The 20,529-nt window shown below is 59.8% G+C and carries 28 protein-coding genes, 1 tRNA gene and 1 pseudogene; 8 read left to right on the top strand and 22 right to left on the bottom strand.

Annotated elements, in window-relative coordinates; all coding sequences use genetic code 11:
- Position 1 precedes the first annotated feature (1 nt).
- The 4 genes from EN786_RS12975 (at position 2) to EN786_RS12990 (ending at position 4,293) form a co-directional block, all read left to right on the top strand.
- On the top strand, positions 2-1,132 hold the full coding sequence (locus tag EN786_RS12975; RefSeq protein ID WP_127282147.1) for a glycosyltransferase family 4 protein: 1,131 nt from the start codon (positions 2-4) through the stop codon (positions 1,130-1,132).
- A 151-nt stretch (positions 1,133-1,283) separates the two neighbouring features.
- Positions 1,284-2,819 (top strand): undecaprenyl-phosphate glucose phosphotransferase, encoded by a 1,536-nt coding sequence (locus EN786_RS12980; RefSeq protein WP_127282148.1) that lies wholly within the window; start codon positions 1,284-1,286, stop codon positions 2,817-2,819.
- Between the two features lie 89 nt (positions 2,820-2,908).
- Positions 2,909-4,162 (top strand): O-antigen ligase family protein, encoded by a 1,254-nt coding sequence (locus tag EN786_RS12985; protein ID WP_127311301.1) that lies wholly within the window; start codon positions 2,909-2,911, stop codon positions 4,160-4,162.
- Between the two features lie 54 nt (positions 4,163-4,216).
- Positions 4,217-4,293 (top strand) — tRNA-Pro (locus tag EN786_RS12990).
- 177 nt (positions 4,294-4,470) lie between these two features.
- On the opposite strand, the gene EN786_RS12995 is transcribed toward EN786_RS12990, so the two are convergent.
- The 5 genes from EN786_RS12995 to EN786_RS13015 form a co-directional block, all read right to left on the bottom strand.
- Positions 4,471-4,698 carry a hypothetical protein gene (locus EN786_RS12995; protein WP_127311300.1) on the bottom strand — a complete coding sequence of 76 codons (228 nt, stop codon included), beginning with the start codon at positions 4,696-4,698 and terminating at the stop codon, positions 4,471-4,473.
- Between the two features lie 1,017 nt (positions 4,699-5,715).
- The gene (locus tag EN786_RS13000; RefSeq protein ID WP_135908544.1) at positions 5,716-5,895 is read right to left on the bottom strand and encodes a hypothetical protein; all 180 of its coding nucleotides are present in this window, start codon (positions 5,893-5,895) and stop codon (positions 5,716-5,718) included.
- 32 nt (positions 5,896-5,927) lie between these two features.
- The gene (locus EN786_RS13005) at positions 5,928-6,110 is read right to left on the bottom strand and encodes a hypothetical protein (protein WP_246688736.1); all 183 of its coding nucleotides are present in this window, start codon (positions 6,108-6,110) and stop codon (positions 5,928-5,930) included.
- A 23-nt stretch (positions 6,111-6,133) separates the two neighbouring features.
- Positions 6,134-6,517, bottom strand: coding sequence for a hypothetical protein (locus tag EN786_RS13010; RefSeq protein ID WP_135908548.1), 384 nt, complete (start codon positions 6,515-6,517; stop codon positions 6,134-6,136).
- A 13-nt stretch (positions 6,518-6,530) separates the two neighbouring features.
- A complete protein-coding gene (locus tag EN786_RS13015; protein ID WP_127406782.1) occupies positions 6,531-6,731 on the bottom strand; it encodes a hypothetical protein in 201 nt (66 codons plus the stop codon).
- Between the two features lie 76 nt (positions 6,732-6,807).
- Between EN786_RS13015 and EN786_RS37700 the strand changes: the two genes are divergently transcribed.
- The 3 genes from EN786_RS37700 (at position 6,808) to EN786_RS13025 (ending at position 7,939) form a co-directional block, all read left to right on the top strand.
- Entirely contained in the window at positions 6,808-6,981 is a 174-nt protein-coding gene (locus EN786_RS37700) for a hypothetical protein (RefSeq protein WP_189524285.1), read from the top strand.
- A 169-nt stretch (positions 6,982-7,150) separates the two neighbouring features.
- Positions 7,151-7,444, top strand: a complete 294-nt coding sequence (locus tag EN786_RS13020) for a hypothetical protein (RefSeq protein ID WP_245478498.1) — start codon at positions 7,151-7,153, stop codon at positions 7,442-7,444.
- Between the two features lie 303 nt (positions 7,445-7,747).
- Complete coding sequence (locus tag EN786_RS13025) at positions 7,748-7,939, top strand: hypothetical protein (protein WP_135908550.1); 192 nt, start codon at positions 7,748-7,750, stop codon at positions 7,937-7,939.
- 88 nt (positions 7,940-8,027) lie between these two features.
- Here the strand turns inward: EN786_RS13025 and EN786_RS13030 are convergent, their stop codons facing one another.
- Together EN786_RS13030 and EN786_RS13035 are read right to left on the bottom strand one after the other, a co-directional pair.
- Positions 8,028-9,359, bottom strand: a complete 1,332-nt coding sequence (locus EN786_RS13030) for a hypothetical protein (protein ID WP_127310647.1) — start codon at positions 9,357-9,359, stop codon at positions 8,028-8,030.
- Positions 9,360-9,381: 22 nt separating this feature from the next.
- Positions 9,382-11,184 (bottom strand): hypothetical protein, encoded by a 1,803-nt coding sequence (locus tag EN786_RS13035; protein ID WP_127310648.1) that lies wholly within the window; start codon positions 11,182-11,184, stop codon positions 9,382-9,384.
- Positions 11,185-11,346: 162 nt separating this feature from the next.
- Here EN786_RS13035 and EN786_RS38265 point away from each other — a divergent pair, with 162 nt between their 5' ends.
- Positions 11,347-12,156: a DUF4145 domain-containing protein gene (locus EN786_RS38265; RefSeq protein ID WP_210212307.1), complete on the top strand. Its 810-nt coding sequence runs from the start codon at positions 11,347-11,349 to the stop codon at positions 12,154-12,156.
- On the opposite strand, the gene EN786_RS13045 is transcribed toward EN786_RS38265, so the two are convergent.
- The 15 genes and pseudogenes from EN786_RS13045 to EN786_RS13115 form a co-directional block, all read right to left on the bottom strand.
- On the bottom strand, positions 12,153-12,350 hold the full coding sequence (locus EN786_RS13045; protein ID WP_127310649.1) for a hypothetical protein: 198 nt from the start codon (positions 12,348-12,350) through the stop codon (positions 12,153-12,155). The two genes, EN786_RS38265 and EN786_RS13045, sit on opposite strands and share 4 nt — an antisense overlap.
- Positions 12,347-12,880, bottom strand: coding sequence for an HK97 family phage prohead protease (locus EN786_RS13050; protein ID WP_127310650.1), 534 nt, complete (start codon positions 12,878-12,880; stop codon positions 12,347-12,349). Before EN786_RS13050 ends, EN786_RS13045 begins: the two co-directional genes overlap by 4 nt.
- On the bottom strand, positions 12,873-13,055 hold the full coding sequence (locus EN786_RS13055) for a hypothetical protein (protein WP_127310651.1): 183 nt from the start codon (positions 13,053-13,055) through the stop codon (positions 12,873-12,875). The genes EN786_RS13050 and EN786_RS13055 overlap by 8 nt, the downstream gene beginning before the upstream one ends.
- Entirely contained in the window at positions 13,048-13,668 is a 621-nt protein-coding gene (locus EN786_RS13060; RefSeq protein ID WP_127310652.1) for a hypothetical protein, read from the bottom strand. The genes EN786_RS13055 and EN786_RS13060 overlap by 8 nt, the downstream gene beginning before the upstream one ends.
- Positions 13,655-14,200 (bottom strand): hypothetical protein, encoded by a 546-nt coding sequence (locus EN786_RS13065; RefSeq protein ID WP_127310653.1) that lies wholly within the window; start codon positions 14,198-14,200, stop codon positions 13,655-13,657. The genes EN786_RS13060 and EN786_RS13065 overlap by 14 nt, the downstream gene beginning before the upstream one ends.
- 237 nt (positions 14,201-14,437) lie before the next feature.
- The gene (locus tag EN786_RS13070; RefSeq protein WP_127310654.1) at positions 14,438-15,394 is read right to left on the bottom strand and encodes a hypothetical protein; all 957 of its coding nucleotides are present in this window, start codon (positions 15,392-15,394) and stop codon (positions 14,438-14,440) included.
- Between the two features lie 659 nt (positions 15,395-16,053).
- Positions 16,054-16,344: a hypothetical protein gene (locus EN786_RS13075; RefSeq protein ID WP_127310655.1), complete on the bottom strand. Its 291-nt coding sequence runs from the start codon at positions 16,342-16,344 to the stop codon at positions 16,054-16,056.
- 193 nt (positions 16,345-16,537) lie between these two features.
- Complete coding sequence (locus EN786_RS13080; protein WP_127310656.1) at positions 16,538-16,876, bottom strand: P27 family phage terminase small subunit; 339 nt, start codon at positions 16,874-16,876, stop codon at positions 16,538-16,540.
- 286 nt (positions 16,877-17,162) lie between these two features.
- Entirely contained in the window at positions 17,163-17,357 is a 195-nt protein-coding gene (locus EN786_RS13085) for a hypothetical protein (protein ID WP_127310657.1), read from the bottom strand.
- A gap of 10 nt (positions 17,358-17,367) precedes the next feature.
- Complete coding sequence (locus tag EN786_RS13090; protein ID WP_127310658.1) at positions 17,368-17,571, bottom strand: hypothetical protein; 204 nt, start codon at positions 17,569-17,571, stop codon at positions 17,368-17,370.
- Between the two features lie 284 nt (positions 17,572-17,855).
- Positions 17,856-19,256: an AAA family ATPase gene (locus EN786_RS13095; protein WP_135908552.1), complete on the bottom strand. Its 1,401-nt coding sequence runs from the start codon at positions 19,254-19,256 to the stop codon at positions 17,856-17,858.
- Positions 19,237-19,497 (bottom strand): hypothetical protein, encoded by a 261-nt coding sequence (locus EN786_RS13100; RefSeq protein ID WP_127311106.1) that lies wholly within the window; start codon positions 19,495-19,497, stop codon positions 19,237-19,239. The genes EN786_RS13095 and EN786_RS13100 overlap by 20 nt, the downstream gene beginning before the upstream one ends.
- Positions 19,498-19,559: 62 nt before the next feature.
- On the bottom strand, positions 19,560-19,763 hold the full coding sequence (locus EN786_RS13105; protein ID WP_127311107.1) for a helix-turn-helix domain-containing protein: 204 nt from the start codon (positions 19,761-19,763) through the stop codon (positions 19,560-19,562).
- Positions 19,764-19,854: 91 nt separating this feature from the next.
- Positions 19,855-20,244, bottom strand: a complete 390-nt coding sequence (locus tag EN786_RS13110) for a hypothetical protein (RefSeq protein WP_127311108.1) — start codon at positions 20,242-20,244, stop codon at positions 19,855-19,857.
- Position 20,245: 1 nt separating this feature from the next.
- A pseudogene (locus tag EN786_RS13115) lies at positions 20,246-20,413 on the bottom strand (integrase); the annotation flags it as partial.
- Positions 20,414-20,529: the final 116 nt, after the last annotated feature.

The raw sequence follows: 20,529 nt of genomic DNA on the forward strand, positions 1-20,529 counted from the left end.
CGTGGCGAACCAATTGCGGATCGTCCATTGCTTTCGCTCACCCGTCGGCGGGATATTCCGGCACGTGCGCGACCTGACCGAGGCGCAGATCGCTTCGGGTCACTCAGTCGGCATTGTCTGCGACTCGACCACCGGTGGCGAATTCGAGGAACGGCTGTTCGAGGGCATGACGGACAGCCTGGCGCTCGGCATCCATCGCACGCCGATGCAGCGCCATGTCGGGCCGGGCGACCTCGCCTCGGCCTGGCGCACCTACCGAATCATCAAGGAATTGCGGCCGGACGTGCTGCACGGGCACGGCGCCAAGGGTGGCGCCTATGCCCGGCTGTTCGGCTCATTGTTGCGGGTATCCAGGTCTCGCGTAGCCCGCCTTTATTCGCCGCATGGCGGCTCCCTCCACTATGACGAAACCACGGCCACCGGAAAGCTGTTCTTCGCGCTGGAGCGCTTCATGGCGCGCTTCACCGACTGCCTGCTGTTCGTCTCCGACTACGAGCGCCGCACCTGGCGCAGGAAGGTGGGCGAACCACCCATCCCCAACACGCTGGTCTACAATGGCCTGCGCGCGGTCGAGTTCGAACCGGTGGGGAGCGTGCCCGACGCGGCCGACCTGCTCTATATCGGCATGATGCGCGACCTCAAGGGTCCCGACATCTTCATCGATGCGCTGGCGCTGGCCGGCAACAGGCTTGGCCGACGCTTGAGCGCCGTGATGGTCGGCGATGGCGACGACCTGCCGCGATACCACGAACAGGTGAAACGGCTCGGCCTCGACGGCCATGTCCGCTTCCTGCCGCCGATGCCGGCCAGGGACGCCTTCACGCTGGCGGAGCTGATCGTCGTGCCATCCCGCGCCGAGGCCATGCCCTATATCGTGCTGGAGACGCTGGCCGCCGGCAAGCCGATGATTGCCACCGCTGTCGGCGGCATTCCGGAAATTTTCGGCGAAACCTCCCGCGCCTTGATCCGGCCCGACCCGAACCAGCTCGGCGACAGGCTGAGCGACGCGCTAGCCGATCTCGGCGCCTACCAGCGCCTGATGCCCGGGGCGCCCGACCTCAAGGCACGCTTCGGCGCCGACGTCATGGCGGCGGAGATCGAGAAGGCCTATTTTGCCGCGCTTCGGCGCTAGAGCGTGGTCGGCTTGATCTCAAGTATTTTTCACGCCGATCAGCGCCCTTTTCCTCAACGCTGGGTGGCAACCGCTTCAAAGCCATCGGTTGTCTCAAGGGTTTCTTAGCTCTCTTTTGCTATTCAGCTGAGCGAAGCCCGCGGACAATCCAATGAACGAGATCGACCCCGCACACCGCTTTTCCATGGACGCGGTACGCAAATTCGACGGCCCTGCCCCGAGCGAAGCATCGAGCAGCCTCAACGATGTGGCGCGCCAGGTCGCCTCGCAATACCGGCGCGATACGATGTCGCCGATCATGGTCAGCGGCGTGCTGCGCATGGTCGAGTTCGCGCTGCTGTTCCTGTCGGGTCTCTGCGTCTATGTCTACTATGTCGGCTTCTTCAAATATCTCGCCTGGCAGTACCCGCTGACGATCGCCGCGGCCTCGTTCCTGGCGGTGGTGCTGCTCGACGTCACCGACAGCTACCAGGTCTCGGCCCTGATGCGGCCGATCGCCAATTTTGGCCGCGTGCTCCTGGTCTGGGCCGGCACTTACGCGCTGATGGCGCTGACGGCCTTCATCATGAAGATTTCGGAGGATTACTCGCGCCTCCTGTTCGGCACCTGGTTTGTCGTCGGCTTCGTGCTTATCTTCGGCCTCAGGCTGGTGATGTCCAACCTGATCCGGCGCTGGGCCCGCGACGGACGCATGGAGCGGCGCGCCGTCATCGTCGGTGGCGGTAAGTCGGCCGAGATGCTGATCCGCTCGGTCGAGAGGCAGCCCTACAACGACATCCGCATCTGCGGCATCTTCGACGATCGCGGCGACAAGCGCTCGCCGCCGATCGTCGCCGGCTATCCCAAGCTCGGCAACATTTCCGAGCTGATCGACTTCGCGCGCATTGCCCGCATCGACATGCTGATCGTGTCGCTGCCGCTGACCGCCGAATCGCGCGTGCTGCAGCTGCTGAAGAAGCTGTGGGTGCTGCCAGTCGACATCCGGCTGTCGGCGCATTCGAACGCGCTGCAATTCCGCCCGCGCGCCTATTCCTACATCGGCTCGGTGCCGATGCTCGACATATTCGACAAGCCGATCAACGACTGGGATTCGGTCGCGAAGCGCGCCTTCGACATCCTGTTCTCGATCATCGGCATCATCGTCTTCTCGCCGGTCATGCTGGCGACGGCGATCGCCATCAAGCTCGACAGCAAGGGGCCGGTGCTGTTCAAGCAGAAGCGGCACGGCTTCAACAACGAGGTCATCGAGGTCTACAAGTTCCGTTCGATGTACACCGACCGCTCGGACCCGACCGCCAAGCAGACGGTGACCAAGAACGATCCGCGCGTCACCCGCGTCGGCCGCTTCATCCGCAAGACCTCGATCGACGAGCTGCCGCAGTTCTTCAATTCGCTGTTCGGCTCGCTGTCGCTGATCGGTCCGCGTCCGCATGCGATCGCCGCCCAGTCGCACAACCTTCTCTACAACGAGGTGGTCGACGGCTATTTCGCCCGCCACAAGGTCAAGCCCGGCGTCACCGGCTGGGCGCAGATCAATGGCTGGCGCGGCGAGATGGACACCAATGAGAAGATCCGCATGCGCACCGAATACGACCTCTATTACATCGAGAACTGGTCGCTGCTGTTCGATCTCAGGATCCTGTTCCTGACCCCGGTGCGGCTGCTCAACACGGAAAACGCCTATTGAGCGCGGTGGCCCATGAGCTGCCGGCGGCCGCGGTCAACAAGTTGCCGCCCCAGGCGGTCAACAAGTTGCCGCCCCAGGCGGTCAACCAGTTGCCGCCTCAGGCGGTCAACGCCAAGCTGGCGGCGCTGATTGCATCGGCCGCGGTGTTCTTCGGCGTCCTGCTTTCCGGCTTCGTCATCGACGAACCGGCGCCTTACGACCTCTTCATGGTCTGCCTGATCGCGGTGTGGGCGCTGTTCGGCCTGCGGATCTCGCGGGCGGCGGTGCCGCTTCTGGTGCTGCTGATAGTGATGAACATCGGCGGCATGATCTCGATGACGCAGATGGCGAACCTCGCCAACACGCCGCTCTATCTTGCCGTGTCGATGTTCCTCGCCTTCACCGCGATCTTCTTTGCCGCGGTCACGTCGGTGCAGCCTCGTCTCTACCGGCTGATCTTCACCGCCTATGTGGTGTCGGCGGTGCTGACCGCGCTGCTCGGCATTGCCGGCTATTTCCACGCCTTCCCGGGAGCGGAGGTCTTCACCAAATACGACCGCGCCGCCGGCGCCTTCCAGGACCCGAACGTGTTCGGGCCGTTCCTGGTGCTGCCCGGCGTCTACCTGCTTTATCTGCTCCTGACCGGCCCCGTCGCGCGCATGCCGCTGGTCGCCGCGCCGCTCCTGGTCATCACCGCCGGCATCTTCTTTTCCTTCTCGCGCGGCGCCTGGGGCATGTTCGCGGTTTCGGCCGTGCTGCTGACCGGCGCACTCTTCCTGCAGAGCAACAGCGGCAAGTTCCGGCTGCGCGTGGTCATCATGACGGTCGCCGCCATGGCGCTGCTTGTCATCGCCATGGTCGTCATCCTGCAACTGCCGGGCGTGGCCGAGATGTTCTCCAGCCGCGCCCATCTCGAGCAAAGCTACGACACCGCCCGCCTTGGCCGGTTCGCCCGCTACACGATCGGCTTCCAGATGGCGATGGAGCATCCGTTCGGCATCGGCCCGCTGGTGTTCGGCACCATCTTTGGCGAGGACACGCACGACATCTGGCTGAAGATGCTGATGGACTACGGCTGGCTTGGCTTCATCTGTTTCCTGACGCTGACAGTGTGGACGATCGTGGCCGGCTTCCGCATCCTTCTGCGCGACCGGCCCTGGCAGCCCTATCTCTTGTGCGCCTATGTCGCCTTCATCGGCAATATCGGGCTCGGCACCTTCATCGACATCGACCACTGGCGCCATGTCTACCTGCTGCTCGGCCTGATCTGGGGCGCGATCGCGCTCGAATACCGGCATCAGAAGGCGTTGCGACTGGCAGCGCCGCAAGCGGTGCGCCCGGCGGCGGTGCCGCTGGCGAAATAGCTGCCGAATTCGGTTGACCGGCACCGGGTTATCACGATACATCGCCACCCGGTCCGGAGTGTAGCGCAGCCCGGTAGCGCACTTGACTGGGGGTCAAGGGGTCGTCGGTTCGAATCCGGCCACTCCGACCAATTAAAACAAAGAGTTAGCCGTTTCCCCCAGAGGTGGCTATAAAAATTGCAGCCAGATTGTAGCCAGATAACCCATCAATGAAAAGCCCGCCTCCCCTTCGGAAAGCGGGCCTCGCGCGGCGCGTCGACTTCGGGTTACTGCTGATCAAAGGCCGCGCGATTGCTATGCGGCAAAGCCTATGCCGCCGCCTCGACTGCTCGGAGCGCTGGCGCCGCACAATCGTCGTCGTCAAAGCCCAAGTCGGCAAACTCTTCCGCGAAAAACCAGTCTTCTACTATCTCGCCCTTCCGGTCGTACCGGACGAGATACGAAGTCCGCCCGTCTGGGTGCCTGCTGGTGCCGACGACCGCGCCCGTCATGGTAACGATCGCGCCTAGCCCGATTTGTTGTGTTGCCTGTTTCATGCCCGAATCCCCTTTGCCCCTGTTGGCAACGACTATAATGCCGCAATCAGCGGGGAACGCAAGTATCAATTATAACGATACTGCAATGACATTAAAGCGGTAAAGCGGCATGCAACAAAGCCAAGGCGAAAACGCCTACAGAGTCAAACTAGATATGCGAAAACGCCTAAAACTTCTCCACTGGACTCCAACGTTGTTATGTGGAATCGATCCGACGTCGTCAGAAAAATGGGTGGCAGCCATGGAACACACGTTCAATGAACTCGCTCGGATCCTCGCACAGCGCCCCGCACGCGGGCGCTATACGGCATTGGCGGTGCGCCTGGCGGAAAGCTTGGCTACCGGCATCGCGATTGGCGTAGGAGTAGCTGTGGGCCGAGTGCTGGCGGGCTAAGCGTGCCAAGGCGCGGGCATAGTTGCCGCTTAGCGCTCAGACTGCACGAACTGTGGATAGTAACCGCTTGTTCACCATAAGCCGGCAATCTGATTGAGGGTGATCTAATCACACCCAAAACTGACTCTGCGTCATTCGTGACGCACCCCCGCCGAGGCCGGCGGCCGACGTTTTCAAGTACCCCAATGCGCCCCAGCAAAAGTATACGTCGGCCGCCGGTTCTTCTCTTCTAGTGGGTGTTATGCCCTTCGTCCCGCTCTACATCGCCGCGATTAGCGCCGTCATGCTCGCCGGCGCGATCTGGCGCTACCGGCAGCGATATGGTCGGCACGGCCGCGTGTGGCCGGCATGGGCGCCTACATGCTGTTGCACTAAGGCGAAACCCGCTGCCGAGGGGACAGCAGCGGGCTTGGCTTCAAGGCTAGCCGGAAGAGGGGATTGGGACACAAGGGCATCCGGCCAGCCCTTTCAACGAGGGTGGCGATCAATTGTTCCCATGCCGTTCGCACATATTAGCAATCTCTTGACTAAACCGGCGCTCGCCCAGAATCGCCTGCATCAGCGCTGGGGCTTTTTAACCTCCAGAGGTAACGGTACAGGGCCTGTAGCCTTGGGTAAGTGGTTCAATGGTTGGCCTTGCCGGGATGTCCTGCCGCTGCCATTTGCTTGTTGAACGCTGCGGCCTCTTGCTCCGTATCGAATGGACGGGCGGCAGCCGTTCCATCTGAAGCGATGACTACGGCCAGGTACGGCAGGCCATTCGCTGGCGGGTGGTAGACGGCATAGATCGTGCTGCGCTTCATTCCCTCATGCTACCGGGACTCAAAGACCTCGCCTAGCCTTGCGTTGAATTCAAAAGCCGATCCCGGTGAGCGACGTGCAGACGCTGCATCTGCTCGAACAGGGTCAAAAGGTCTTCGGCTAAGTCTGCCCTGAAGCCCTTATGGTGGAAGTCGGCAACAATCTCGCGCTGGCGCGCAATATGTCGCTCGCCCAAAAGCACATGCTGCTCCAGCATCGCTAGAACGGCTTCCCTCATCGCTAAGCGATATCAGATTTCTCGCGCTTCTTATAGGGATCGCGCTTGCCTGGCTTCGGCGGCAACAGGGCCGCCGGGCCGCTTTCACCTTTAGGGACGGCAGACGTTTCAAACATCGTCCGTACTGGTTTCTGCAACTGCGATTCAGACAATTCGAGCAAGCTGTGGCACGTCGCCATCCGTGTGGCGGAGCGCCCTATTGAACGCTCTGTCGCGGCAACGATCCGGAGAGCCTTGAGATAGCGCTTCCGGTTTCCGAACAGCGTAGCCATCGCTTGCACCCCTGCATTCATAGGCGCTTCGGTCACCGGCCTAAAATAGGAGCCAATTTTTTGAAATTCAAATTGAGCCTTATTGAGCCAGGCTCCGATGCGCCAGACGCGCAATGTCGAACAATCATCAGTTGAAGGTGCGCAGGAAGTCCAGATGCATTTCAAGTTCGCGTTGCACCGCCTCGAAGTCTTGCAATAGACCTCGGGCCACTTCGGTCCGGTGGCCGTCGAGCGTCATCTCATCAATGAGTTTGCGCTGGCGAGCAATGCGTGCCCTGCCTTCGCGAACGTGGCGTTCTCCTCTTTCCACCTTGGTCTCGGTGCTCATGCTGAGACAAGGCGGCTAATGGCCTTAAGTTCCGCCGCCCAAACGGAACATTTGCTCGCTCCTGGAGTTGGTCGGCATGGACACTTGGACTTCCCTCGATATCAGCGCCGCAGCCCTGAAACGGGCGCAAAAGCTTCGCGAGGAAAATGACCGTGTCCGGGAGCAGGCGGCGGCGGAACTGGCCAGGGCTCGCGAACTGATTGCCGATATTGCCGAGCTTCTGGGCGCTCGCGGCCTGAGGCGCGATTGAACCGTGCGGGAAGTCACCGAGGCAGACACCCACAGCCCGGCTCGCTTTATCGAGGTGACACAGGATTTAGCGGCCGGGCCGTGTCCCAGAAGCTGGGCTCCAAGGGCAAGGTAAGCATGCAGTCTTTTGTCAGTACGCACAACAGGGCCAAAGGTCCATTAGCAACCGCTTGACTAAGCAGCCGATCGCCCCAGACTCCATGCATGTGGAAAGAAATCCAGCGCAAATCACGGTGAAAGGCTCGATGGCCCCGACATATCTCAATCACCGGTTGGAATGCCCCTACTGCCTCATCATCAAGCTGAGAATTCCCGATGACGCTCGCCCGGATACGCTGATTTCTTGCGATGATTGCGGCGAGTATCTTGGCACCTGGGATGAGCTACAAACCGACTTTGAGAAACAAGGCGGCCAGAATGGGGTGTTTCGACTCGACAGAGGCCGCATCCAGCGGATCCGTTAGTGTCGGGCGGCAGTCCTCTAATGCCGCCCTTTCAGGAACCTAGCCTCGCGAAGCAGCGAGTTCCAATCGGTTCCAATCAGCTCGATTAGACGATTGGCCTCTTCCTCCTTGATGCCAGTTTCTCTCGTCAGTCGCTCTGCCAGCAGCTTTAGATGGGCTTGGCGATCGCCCCCATTGTCGATTGCCGGGCACATGGGTTGTTACCTCCAATTTGAAGAGGAACCCATGAAGCTAGCTTTTGTTTCGGCCCGCGAAAGCATACGCTAATATTATAGGACGAATCGTCAACTTAGGAGGCGCGTCATGGATTCGCCAAGCAAGCTGGAGAACTTGCGCTTTGTTGCATCCCTGCTGAGCGTAATCCGCCATCGGATGCATGAGGATGGTGAAGATCTGCTGACGTACCTAATAGACATTGCGTATCTGGAGGCTAGCGATCGGCTGAAACAAAAAAGCCAGCCGGCCGAAGCCAGCGGGAAGGCCTTACTGGAGTAGCCAGGCGCCAGTTTTCTTGGCCAATGTCGGTGGTGAAGCGATCGGCTAATTGCTTGTCGGCCAACTTGGCGAGAAGCGTAATGAGGCGTTAGCTCAACGCTACCTTCGGACAGACATAGAACGTTGACGATGCCTTCGCCGCCTTGACTCGGACCAGCACCCAGCCTTTTTGCTGTGGCGTGAAGCTTGCCGCCATCTTGAACTTTGTCGTGGATCCGCCCCACGTCTCGGAGCTGGATGTCTGCCCGGCGGCGGTGGCCAGGATGTCGGCCTTGCTGTCATTGACGAACGATCCGAGCGGCGAGCCGCTGGAGCCGAGGTATTCAACCTCAATCCAGATGTCGTCGTCATTGGGGACCGCGCCGCCACCCCATATGCCTTCGACCGTCGCGGTAACGCTTGAGCCAGTCGTGTCATTCCAGATCGCGATAGGCGGCGACTCGAAAGGAATGCTCCATGAAGAGTTGGCGGTCGTGACGATCTTCCATGCCAGCGGCGTTGTGCCGTCCGAGGCACCTCCGGTGCGAACGATCGTCGTCTCTTCGGTCAACGTGCCGGCCCATCTGACGCGGGAATACGCGTAGTTCACGCCGCTCGACCCCGAGCGGTACGCATCAACTTCGATAGAGCCTGGATTGTCGATCGCCTCACAGAGCGTCACCGAAGCATTGAGCTTGCAATCCTCCAACTCCACGACGCACCCGGTCATGTTCGTGGTGTTCTGGCCGATGATGAATTTGCCAGAGCCGGCTGCGCTTAGATCGACACCTTGGATTTTCAAATGCGCGCCATTGCTCCCAACGAACGTGAAGAGCCTGGTCGGGATAGTTCCAAGCAGCGCCGAAGCCGTGTTCTTCCACCTAAACGTGGCATTCAAATTAATGGTGTTGCCGGTCGCTGCGGTTGTAAGGGTGCAATTATCCCATTCCAGATAGCAGGACGGATTGCCCCCGACATTGCCGATGTTGACTGCCGATGAAGATCCGGTTCCAACGATGACGAACGCGCAGCTTTTGAACACCATCGCCGACTTGGACGATTCGTTGAAGGTGAACTGCGGAATGCCGGCGCCGCTGCCAACATTGAAGGTGATGCCGTAGTAATAGGTGCCGAGACCGTCAAACGCAATTCGGTTGGATGCACCAGTCATGCTTATGGTGGCGGTCGTCCGAAGATCCGCCGAGACTGGCGGAACGCTGCCTGAGTGATTGACGCAGATGACCTTGCAGGGATTGGCGCGAGTGCCTGGCGAAGTCAGAATAATGGTCGACCCCAACGTCTCCGCATGATCTTCGGAGACGTAGAAGGTATCGCCGGCCGCCTTGCCTGAGAAAGCCGCGGCGAGTGTCAAGTAGGCATTGGCCCAGCTCGATCCATTGGCTGAGCCGCCCGCACCCGAGCGAACATAGTAACTTGCCATTGTTGGGTTTCCTTATGGGGGATTAAGCGGCGTCGACTATGTCGCCGGACGAAGAGATGGTTGCGTCGATGGCAAGCGCTCCGTCTGTTAGCGCGCGCTTGAAGATGATCTTGCCTGCGCGCTCAAATACGGCGATCGAATACGGCTCGCAGACAGAGCGAGCGATATCCCTTACGCCGGCCGTCACATCGATCACGGCGCCGTCGATGATGTCGTCAATGTCGCCTTCGAAGGCGATTTCTGACGATGCAAACCCGCCCGACTCCATAAGTGCCTGCAGGAAGTCGGTTAGCTCTCGCTGCGTGCCGTCGCCGTCAAGGATCCGCATCCGGATCGGACCGCCGGCTACGTTGACGATCAGCGCTTCGCCACTCTGGCCGTCGTAGAAGTATTGGCTGGTTGTCGAGTCGCCTGAAACAGACCGCGTCACGCCCGTTTCCAGATTGGTGAAATACGACGTGCCGCTGCTGGGAAAATAGAATTCATCGACAAGGCGCTGTTGGTCTGGCGATCCGGGGTAGCGAAAGTTTACCGTCTCGATCTGGTACGGAACCGTCTTGGTGAACTCGACAGCGCCCGTAGTGCCATTGATACGCTTGACGGTCGCCGCATCGGTCCAAACGACAAGGTCGCCATCGTCATAAACCGCATAGCGCAGGTCATCTGACAGCGTCGCGACAACGGTGGAGCTTTTGAACGTGCCGAGCGCGGTAAGCGTGACCTTGACCAGATCGGCGTCAGCGCAAAACCAGAAATCCAGTTCGCTGCCTCGCACCTCGCCAGGCGTCACGCACTGGATGCTGGAGTAACCGCCAAAGCTGGCAATCGACTGATAGGAGCGCTCGATGGTCGTCGCGGTAAGGGAGAAGGCAAAGATTTGCTGGTTGTTGGAGAAGCCGACGTAAACAGCGCTCCCATTCAGATCCACCATCGCGGCGCAATCTTGGACGACTGCCGTGGTTGCGTGTGCCACCGATGACGCAATCAGCGCGCCGGTCAGCGGCTCGACAAGCGCCGCGTCGACATCGCCAACGCCAGTAAAGCCGGCGAGGTAGACCAATCTGTCCAGCGAGGGCACATATCGAAACCCGCTGAAATAGCTGGCGGCGATGGAATGGTTGACGGAGAAATATTCGGTCGTGGCGCCGATTGAGTATCGACGCATTGAACGGGGCGAGAATCCAAAGGCATACAGGACACCAGATGACCAATCCGGCGCAAGCAGGCCGGCGTAGCCTGGAGACAGTGTCGTGAACGTGTCGTAATCGTGCGTCGTCGCGCCGTCCTGAATCCATTCCGCCTCAAAGACAGGCGGCGACCCGAGGCCGATGATGTCGAAGTCCTTGACGACCATATCGAGGTAGCCGCGGTGAGCCGAAACGTTGTCTTCGCCTTCCTCGCTAACCATCGTGGGATCACGCGGCTGCGTGCTTCTGCCGTCGTAGGCGGTGAACTTCAGGCCGCTCTGCCGATACCCGGCGCTGCCGTCATAGATCAGCTTGCCGTTTGCGTAGAGCTTCCTCAACGTCCAAGTCGAATTCGGGACAAGCGGACGCGCAAAGCGCAGCCTGGCGGACATCTTCGCCGTGGTTGTTGTGACGGTGTCCCACCACTCCACATGCGTTGAGGTAACGGTGAGGATTGGCGCCACCCATATATAGGCAGCCGGCAATCTGCACTTGCCAAACACAACCGGGATAGTCTGGCCATATGCCGACGTCGGAAGCGTTGTCTGGACTTCCGGCACCTCGGGAACGACGGGTGTAGTTGTGCCGCCGCCAAAGTGAATGACCGGTCTGTTGAAGGTGTAGGAAGACAAAGTCATTGGCCGGCTCCGATTAGAAATGCCAAGCCAGGCAGCGTTCCGGCCGCGGCTGGTTGTGTGGGCATGTGGATTTTTCCTGTGAAAAGCTAGCTTAGGAGGGGCACCGAGATTGTTTATTTCGCTGACCGGCGCTTAGGTGGTTATTCTCACTGGGATTAGTCGATGCGCGGCAAGTATGTACCACCATCAACAGATTTGACGGCGTTCAATTGCCCGCACTGTGGTGCGCTAGCCAAACAGTTCTGGCACTATGTGCATGAGCGTGCGTATTCAGCCAACGAGCATCCGCAATTTTGGACTATGGAGGCGGCCACAGCTGCTTCATTCGAGCATGTCAAAGGCGAAATCGACCGCAATGAGTTGAAGCGCTGGGTTATTAGAAGCGCCAGCGGAACACCATTCTTCGATCCGTCAGAAAAATACGGCGTCGAATTGGTCGTCAATTTAAACCTATCAAAGTGCTATAATTGCGCAGAAGTCGCAATCTGGCGAAACACCCGACTAATGTGGCCCGCGGCTACCGACGCGCCAGACCCCAATCCTGACTTGCCCGACGATGTGCGCGCCGACTACGACGAAGCCGGCCTGGTGCTAAACACGTCTCCAAGAAGTGCCGCAGCGCTTTTGCGACAGGCGGTTCAACGGCTTTGCGCGCACCTTGGAGAGAAAGGCAAGAACATAGATGCAGACATTGCCGCCTTGGTTCAGCAGGGCCTCGACAAGCGCATCCAGAAGGCACTCGACATCGTGAGAGTAGTTGGCAACAACGCCGTCCATCCCGGTCAGATTGACCTGAAGGATGATCGCGCTACCGCTGAAAAGCTTTTCGGCTTGGTGAACCTGATTGCGGATACCTTGATCAGCCAACCCAAGCACATTGACGCTATGTTCGATGGCCTGCCGGCTGGCGCGAAGCAGGCCATTGAGAAGCGCGATGCGCCTAAGCAGATTGAAGACAAAAGTGGTGGCTAGCTAACCGCCAGCTCGAGCGAATGCGCGACTTTCTTGATAACCGTTCCGGTGAAGTCGGTCACAATCCAGAATGAGACGCGCTGACCCTCGTCAAACCATTGACACGCACCGGCAACCTTTAAACGCTCGCCGTGGTCGAGCAGCACCTTGGGATCGGCGCCAGGCACGAAGGTGCCCTGCTCGCGCGGTCTCATCGGATGCCTCGCAGCCGTTGGTCCCGCTCCATCTTTTCGATGAGGCGGCGCCTGGCCGCCGATGCGTTGCCCATTGAGGTTTCGGAGCGCGTTAGGGCAGCCGAGGTGGCTTTTCCGTAGGCGCCAAAGATTACAAGACTCAACTCCACTAGCCCTGCTTGCGTAACCAGACGCTGAGGCAAATCCCCCGTGTCGTCCCACTCCTCCGACTCTGAGAAAAAGCAGACGCTTACCTCATCGACCAGGCCGCTTCCAACGCTGGCTAAGGCTTCCTGTCCCATCGGCGATTCGGGGTTCGGCGTCAGCGCATACCAGAGGCCGACAGCGTCGGCCTTGATCTCGAGTGAGCCATTGGAGACACGCCCGAGCGGGCGAGACATGTCATGCGCCCAGCAGGCGACAACTGAATCTCCGCTCTCTCGGATAGACTTGTCGAATGCACCTCTGGCAAACCGCTCAATAAAAAGCCCGCCGATATTAGCGGGCTGCTGCCATTGGATGGCGTAACCAGAGATAAAAGGCTCAGCCATCTTTCAGCGCCTTGATCTTCTTGTCGAGCTTGCCAAGAGTGATTTGGCGCGCGATGTCCTTGGCCGTTTCGCTGCGATTTGCGTGCCGTTTCTCCCCCGGTAGTTTGATCATGCGCTTTGCCGGCCCGCGGCGTCCGTCGCTGCTGGCTCGCTCGATTTCGCGATGTTCAGCCATCGTAGCCAGCCCCTTTCAGTTCCTTGAGGTACTGCACAATCCGGCGTTGCGGATCCTGAGCCGACCCGAGAAAATGGGGCCTTATCTGCCCTAGACCATCTGTCGATGCGCCTTCCGCCTCAATCGCTAGGAACATGTCGGTTAGTTCGACATGCGCGACGTCAACGGCGCGCAGCGCCTCAACCAACGCAGCCACGCGTCTCTCGGCTTCCGGGCGAGCCGCGGCACAAATGGCACGCTCGGCGGCAGGCCTGGTCGCGGCAATACGCCGTTCGATGAGTTCGATGGCCTGGCCTGCGACAGTTTCCAGGCGGCGCAACTCGGCAACCCGTTCGCGCTTCTGTGCCTTGGCTGATGGCTTCTCGCCGATGAGCGCGGCAACCTCGGGTGCGATGTCAATGGATTTGTCGGCTTCAATCTCGGCCTGCAGCGCCTTGCGCTCCGCAACATAGGCTGCGCGGTCCTTGAAAATTGCTGCGCGGCGATCTTCGTCGGCACCAAGCTCGGGCAGCGCTTCGCGCGCTGTCAGTGCGGTGAAGCTGAGTTTAATCGGCGCAACCTTGGCCGGCCGAGCGTCAGGCTTGGCTCGCGGCGTCTTATTAAAGATTGGCATAACGGTCTCCTGCGAAAAGTTCTGCGATGACGGTCGCAAAGGCGCCACCGTTGATTTCCACCGACTTGCGGTGGCCGTAAGCCTGCCACCTACCTGGCTCACCGGCGCTAAAGCGGCGGACGTCGATCGTGTCGGTCAGGGCGATCTCCTGCCAATTCGATACGACCGCGATGATCGTCTTGGCGACGAGCGCCTTTGCGTCAGGGGTGCCGCTCGCGGCAATTTCGGCCAGGATGTCGAGCGCCTCGCCGGCCGTGCTGCTGATGCTTGCCGGCGCGCCCTGTGGCACGCCTTCGCGGCGCAGTGAGCGGTATTCGCGTACGGTCTCTGCTACGGCGCGCAGCGGCGCGTCTACGGCCACGCCGAGCATCAGCGTCGCAACGTCTTGCGGACTCAGGTCTGGCGAAACGCCAGGCGAGCCAGCGGGGAGAATTTGGGCTTCAGTGAGCGCGCGCGCGACCTCTTTGGTGCGGCCGGGATCGTAGCCGACGCGGCGCACGAGTCCGTCGCAGGCCTGCTTGGTAGAAGGCATGTTTATTGTCCTTGAATAGAGCGGGAAATTGCAATTTCCCGTGTGGATGGTTGTAAAAAAGAAGGCCCGATAGCCGAAGCTATCGAGCCAATCAGCTCGCCTGCAGTACTTCTGCAATGGCGAGGGCCTATACCGTGTGGGGCGGTAGCGGCGACGCAGACGACAGAGCGGGCGCCTGCGAGGGAAAGAGGTGTTAGTTCTCCACCTCATACCTTTGAAAACGAGGTGGGGTACAGATTAGGCAGCGAGGCCCAAATATCGCGCTTCAGCCGCGGCAAGCTCCTTCCGCCGAGCCTCGACGCGACGACTGCAAGCCGCGGCTTGCGCTGCCATTTGGCGATCAATCATCTGCCATTGATCGCGAAGACTATCGATGCCGCCATACACAACCCACTTCGCCTTGGCGCTCCGGGCTTTCCACCTGTGGCCAAGATCCTCTCCGATCTCGGTCAGGGTGCATCCGTCAAGCACCGCGTCTTCAAATGGAATGAGAAGATCGCCCAGTCCGGCGCGCAGCGCCGCCAGGATTGGCTGGCCATCAATTCGGGCAATCCGCTCGTCCTCGCTTTTCGCCAGCCGCAGCGGCGTTTGCGTCCTAGTGCCGTTCTCGTCGTCGGCTGCATTGGTGCGCTGGCCGACGCTCACGCGCTGCTTCACTGTATGCCTTGTCTCGCGATAGGAGATTTCCCCGCCCGACAGCACGGCACCCGTCCAGCCACCCTTCTCTGCCCGCTGAAACGGCCTGTCGAAATTCTTCCCAGAGACATGCAGGCTGCGGTTTTCGACGCTGATGCCCTCGTCGCTGATGTCGAGTTCGTCATCGCAGGGCGAAGTGCCAACCACCTCGCAGAGTAGCCGATAGCGAATGATCCATGGGATGTCGTCTTGCCTGCGATCGCGGCGTAGAGCTTCGATAATGGGCAACGGCGCCGCATCGTTGTCATTCGCGGCGGCATATTTGCGCGGCTTCCATTTGTTCGGTCCGCGTGGCGGCCTGTAGCGGCATACGGTGATGGCCGGCGCAGATGCCATCAAGTCGGCCAATTCGCGCCTGGCGAGCGCCTTTGCGGAAGGGATGTCGGTGTCGACTTCGAACGCTACCGGCAGATTCTTATTCGCGACGTCAAAAACCGCGACGTCGTCGTTGGCCGCAACGCGACCGTCCGCCTCGCTGGCGGCCTCCAGATTTTCCATTGATGCTGCTCTGTTCCCAAGGTCGCCCCACGCGACCGATTGCAATATGCCGGCAATGCCGGCTGCCTGCCGCCTTGGTGGCGGTCGATATGATTGCCCCTATATATAGGGGTTAACTGCGTCAAAATTCAGGACGGCCGCAATATATAGTGCAGCGGTGACCAAAAAGACACTGCTTTGAATCGGCAAATTGTGCCACAAGGCTGCAAGAGGGTAATCCGCACCGCAAAGATTTGCCATTGCCACTCGGGAGTTAGACGAGGTCAGCGAAGGCGCTGCGGTGCGGCACGAAATCGAACCTGTGATTCCTTGCGGCATCCTGTGAATAACGGGCAACCGAAATCAGCGGGTCAACGAGGAAAATCAATAGTTTGCGCGCCTCACGAGTTGTCGCACAATCCAGATTCGTAAAAAATCCGTTAGTCGTGGTCTTGCAAACGGGTCCGCGAATCCGCACCATTTAGAAATCGCACCGGAATGATCCTTTCCTAATGGAGAATTCCGCGTGCGCAATCCGCGAAAGCCCAAACAGCCATGGTGGCGCCTCACACGAGACGAGGTGTTCAAGCTGTTGCCAGTTATCGTCTCGCTGGCCCTGGCGCTGTTGCGCGGGTGCGGCGGGTAAGGGTTGGATCTATCCGCTGGAGACGGAGGCCTTTTCAACGGCCCGCACGCCGCTTCATCTGTCCCGGCGCCCCAAATTCGCGTTCTGCCCATATCGGATGCTCTGGCGGGTGATAGCCTCTGTAGAACTCTTCCATATAGGCCAAAACGTCGTTGCCGATCCGTCTCCATGTAGCTTCAGCCAGATCGCGAGGGACGTGGTGTCGATCCTCCACAACGCCAGCATCGACAAGTTCGTCAAAAAAGTCGTGCCCGCTCTGAAAATACATCATCCACGCTTTAGCCTCGTCAGGCCTGGCCTTCGAAGCACGTTTTCTTACCGGCATGCGTTATCTCCCTGTGTGCTACACCAAGCCAGCAGCGGGTCGTAACCGGCTGCTCTGCACTCCGCCTCAAGTTTCGTCAGCTCGCCCTTCTCAGTGGCGTCGAGAGCCGGCCGGAGCCAGAGCGCCCAAACACGCCGAAGTGCGTCGACTGGCACTCCGTCGCGGCGTCTATCGACCTTGCGTCTCACCGGCATCAGGCTGCCCTCCGACCGTAGTCGCGCGTCCGTGGCGCCCTTGGTGCATCGGACGTATCGACGTCCAAGCCAAGCTCGCGAAGGCCGCGGAGCACAGCGGTGCGGGCGTCCCGTTCGATGGCGACGGCAGGATGAGCCTTCGGCGTGCCGTAGCGATCGTTCACGGTGAGTCCCTCCTTGGCCACCAAGTCGCGGGCCGAGTCTGCCCGGTCCATAGCCTCGGCTGTGCGGCACAGGATCTCGAAATGGTGCCGCTCTAGGGCAAAATCTTCTAGGATTCTCGCACAGAATTTTCGGGTTTTGGCACTCAGGTGCCGTGGAATCTTGTGGTCATTCATGGTATAAGTTGTTGTTCCCTAACAATATTGCGGTTCACCGGACTAACCGGGGCAGGGCGAATGCGCGCGATGGGGTTGCGAGCGGTCCGTGGAGTCGAACGTGCCAAGGGTTGACTCACCCCTCCCGGTCGCCTCACTCACCGGCTGGCCGCCTTGCGGACGGTCGTCGTGGGCTGCGGGCGTTGTCGTTGTCGGGCTTAAGGTCGGGCCGGAGCTTGTAGAGTTCGACCCACGTTATGGTGCGCTTGGTGACAGTCTCGTTGGCGGGTGGTGCTTTCAGCATGGCTCAAACCTCATCGAGGAAAAGCATCAGCTTCTTGCCGTCCTTGCCTGTCACCTCCGCCACGTAATTCGGCTTGGGCTTCTTGGTGTCCTGCCACTTGGTCGCGTCGGTCACGCCGATAACCTCGCCGTCGCCATACACTGGATGCCAGTACGGCCGTGGTTCGCTGAACAGAGTGATTGTGCGTTTCTCAAGCATGGTGTTCCTCCTATTCAGTGCGCCGCACTAACTCGGCCGTGTCTGGCCAGAGATTGCCGTCTTCGTCTTCGACAATGGTGATGAAGCGTGACTGCGAGCCGTGCACGCCGTCGACGCTGACGCCTATTACCTGGCAGGGCGACCAGCGGTCCTTCCCGCCCATGATTTTGGTTTTGTACTCAGCTTCGAATGGTTCGATTGAAATCGTATGCATGTGTTTTCCATGGTGGTTCTCTCCTCTGGTTTCGCTTAGGGTTTGAAATCGTCCGTTCGTCCGTTTCCTAGAGAAGAGGTACGTACGTACGACGGTGGTTGGTGGTTAAAACCACCCACCACCAATGCTGTTTTTAGAGAAAAGCCGTACGGAGCGTACGGTTTGATTTCATTGAACTTTTTGCCAATTTCTGGTGAAGTCGTACGGGATTTCGTCCGTACGGACGATTTGCCGAAAAATGGCAAATCGAACCGATCAGTTCGTACGGAGCGTTTCGGACGATTTTAGTCGTCATCGCGGGCCGCGCTTCTCGCCACCATAGAGGCAATGTTGCTTCTCAGGTGACGCTGCTGGCGCACCTCGGTTGCAGCCTCTTGGCCTACCGCGGTTAGCGTCCATTTGCGGCGCGCAAACAGGGCCAGCTTTTCCTTCTTGAGCTTTTCGGTGGCATAGGAAACGCGCCGCTTATCCGGTGCGCCTTCCTTGTCCTGCCAGCCCAAGGCACCAGCCATATCGGCGAGTGACTGCTTCCCGTCGCGCTCGATTTGCAGCAGCACCTCGTCCTCGTCCTTGCGGGCGGTGTCGGCCGCCTGGCGAGCGTCGCGGGTAGTCAAGGCGCGAGCCATCACGGTTGGAATGCTCTTGCCCTTTGTGTCGACAAGAGCGGGTGCCGTGACGGTCCTGACTTCGAAATGGATGGGTTCAAAATCCGGTCCGCGGTGCTTACCCTGCCAATGCATCCTGGCGCCACCCTCGGCCCTTGCTAGCGTCAGGTTGCCGTCGATCTCGTTGAGGAAACTGCCGCCGCCTTTGGGTAAGAGGTTGTCGGCGCTGGCGTTCTTGACCGGGTGAGCCGCGACAAACACGCAAGGCTTGCCGGGTAACTCTGTAAGCCTGCGCATGTCTCGAGCGTGGTTGCCCATCTCGACGTTGCTGTTCTCGTCGGATCCTTGGAAATAGGCAGCACTCGTATCGACAATCACTAAGTCGACGCCGCCCAGTCCCTTGGCCGCTTCCTCGATTTTCGATATCGAGTCCGGAATACTGTAAGTGCCGGCGATGAAGTGGACGTCGATGTCGGTTGGGTCGAACTGCAGTTCGTGCGCCATCGCCAGCCAACGCATGCGCACGTCGACCGGATTCTCGCCCGCACTGTAGATAACCCGGCCCTTCCGCACCTCACGATCGCCCAGCCGCTTGCCGAGCGCTGTGCAGTACGTAAGGCAGAGCAGAACGGCCGTCTTGCCTGCTCCTGTCATGCCGGTGAGCGAGTAGATGAACGCAGCCTGCGCTACGCCGTCAATGTGGTAGTCAGGCGGCGTGAAGTCAGCGACGAACTCGCCGCTCGAGACAACGCCTGGAAATGGCGCTGCTTCGTGCTTGGCGCTCTTCTTGTTGTCGTTGGCGGGTGCGGGTTTTGGTTTGGCCTGCTCTACGTCGGAAAAGGCTCGCGTATGCGATATGTGCAGCGGCAAGCCACATTCCATTGAGACGAGCCCGCCAATCGCCTGCGGCGTGTAGGCGCCGTCAGTGCGGCCGCAGAATACCTGTCCGCCGACGATGTAGAGGTCTGACACCTGGCCGGCGATGGTGGCGCCTTTTACGTCTTTCCTGCTGGCCGTGCCGCCGTACCGTGCCACAAGGCTGGCCGCGGTGATTGGGGCGTTAGGCTGCGCGTTGGTCATGCGGCTTACGCTCCTGAAGCGCAGCCAGAGCAGCGCGGGCAATTTCGTTGACTAGGTTTGCTGAAAAGGTGACGACGCGCGCTCCGCGGGCGTTCGGCGAATACACAGAGTAGCCGCCTGCGGCGCGCTCAGTGATGCGCAAACCGAACACACGAACGTCGTCTGAAAGCGCTACATCAAAGCGCGCGATTGTATTCCCGATGCCGCCAGGCGGCTCAGGTCTGATGTGCAGAATCTGCAAGGTAGTTATCCCGATTGAGATGGTGGGTTGCGGGCGCCGTTGAGTCGGACGCTCTTTTGTTGTCAGGCTGCGCGGGCAGCGCCTCCGTTATCATTGGCGGCGCGACGATTTGCGACGAGCCATGCGTCCAAGTCCTCGGTCCGGTAAATGACCGAATTGCCGAGTTTGACATAAGCCGGGCCAGTGCCCCAGCAGCGCATCTTATCGAGATTGGACTTTGACAGGCCTACATATTCGGCCGCCTGCCGTACCCGTACGTTTGCCATACAATTACCTCCGTGCGTTTTGTTGCATGGAGGAATATGCGGCTTTACCGCGTTGAAATCAGCCGAACGATCTTGGACAATCGTTCGGTTGCTACCCTTCTTCCCTATGGGCTTGCGCGACCTTGTTCCATTCGGCGACGCATTTCTCTACATGACGGTCGCTGCACCCAAAGTAACCGGCGGTATCCTGAATGGCCTGATCGCGGGTCTTGCCCTCAGCCTGAATCTTTCCCACCATTTCGGAAATATCGAGCCAATCCTCCAGCAGCGCCTTGTTTCCTTTCCGCAGCGTCTTTGCTGCTCCGCCAGGCAATCCAATGCGCTCAATCCAGTCAGCGGCAAGGAAGCGAATTGCCTTGCTATCACCGTCACCGCGCAGAGCATGAACCAACTTGTGCATCGCCTCTTCGGCGCGCCCCTCGCTAATCGCTGACTCGATGAGAGACGCCGAGCGGCTGAATGGTCGCGGCAGCGGAGCCATGTCACCGCCCTCCAATCGCGTCAGCAATCTTGCCTGCAATCAGGTTGGCAGCGGCGCGCGTCGGGTTCACATCAACATGAGCGTATCGCTGTGTGGTGCCAGCATCGGCGTGACCGAGAAGCTTGCCAATGATCTGCAACGACATGCCGTCACCTGCCCCGACGCTCGCGAAAGTGTGCCGCTAATTCCGAAGTCGGAATTAGCGGCATAACTCCGAGTGCCGGATTATTCCGAGTGACGGCCGGGAGGCCAAAGAGTGCGGGCGATCTGTGGCTGTTGGGTCGG

This window comes from Mesorhizobium sp. M4B.F.Ca.ET.143.01.1.1, assembly GCF_004792275.1.
Lineage (GTDB): Bacteria > Pseudomonadota > Alphaproteobacteria > Rhizobiales > Rhizobiaceae > Mesorhizobium > Mesorhizobium abyssinicae.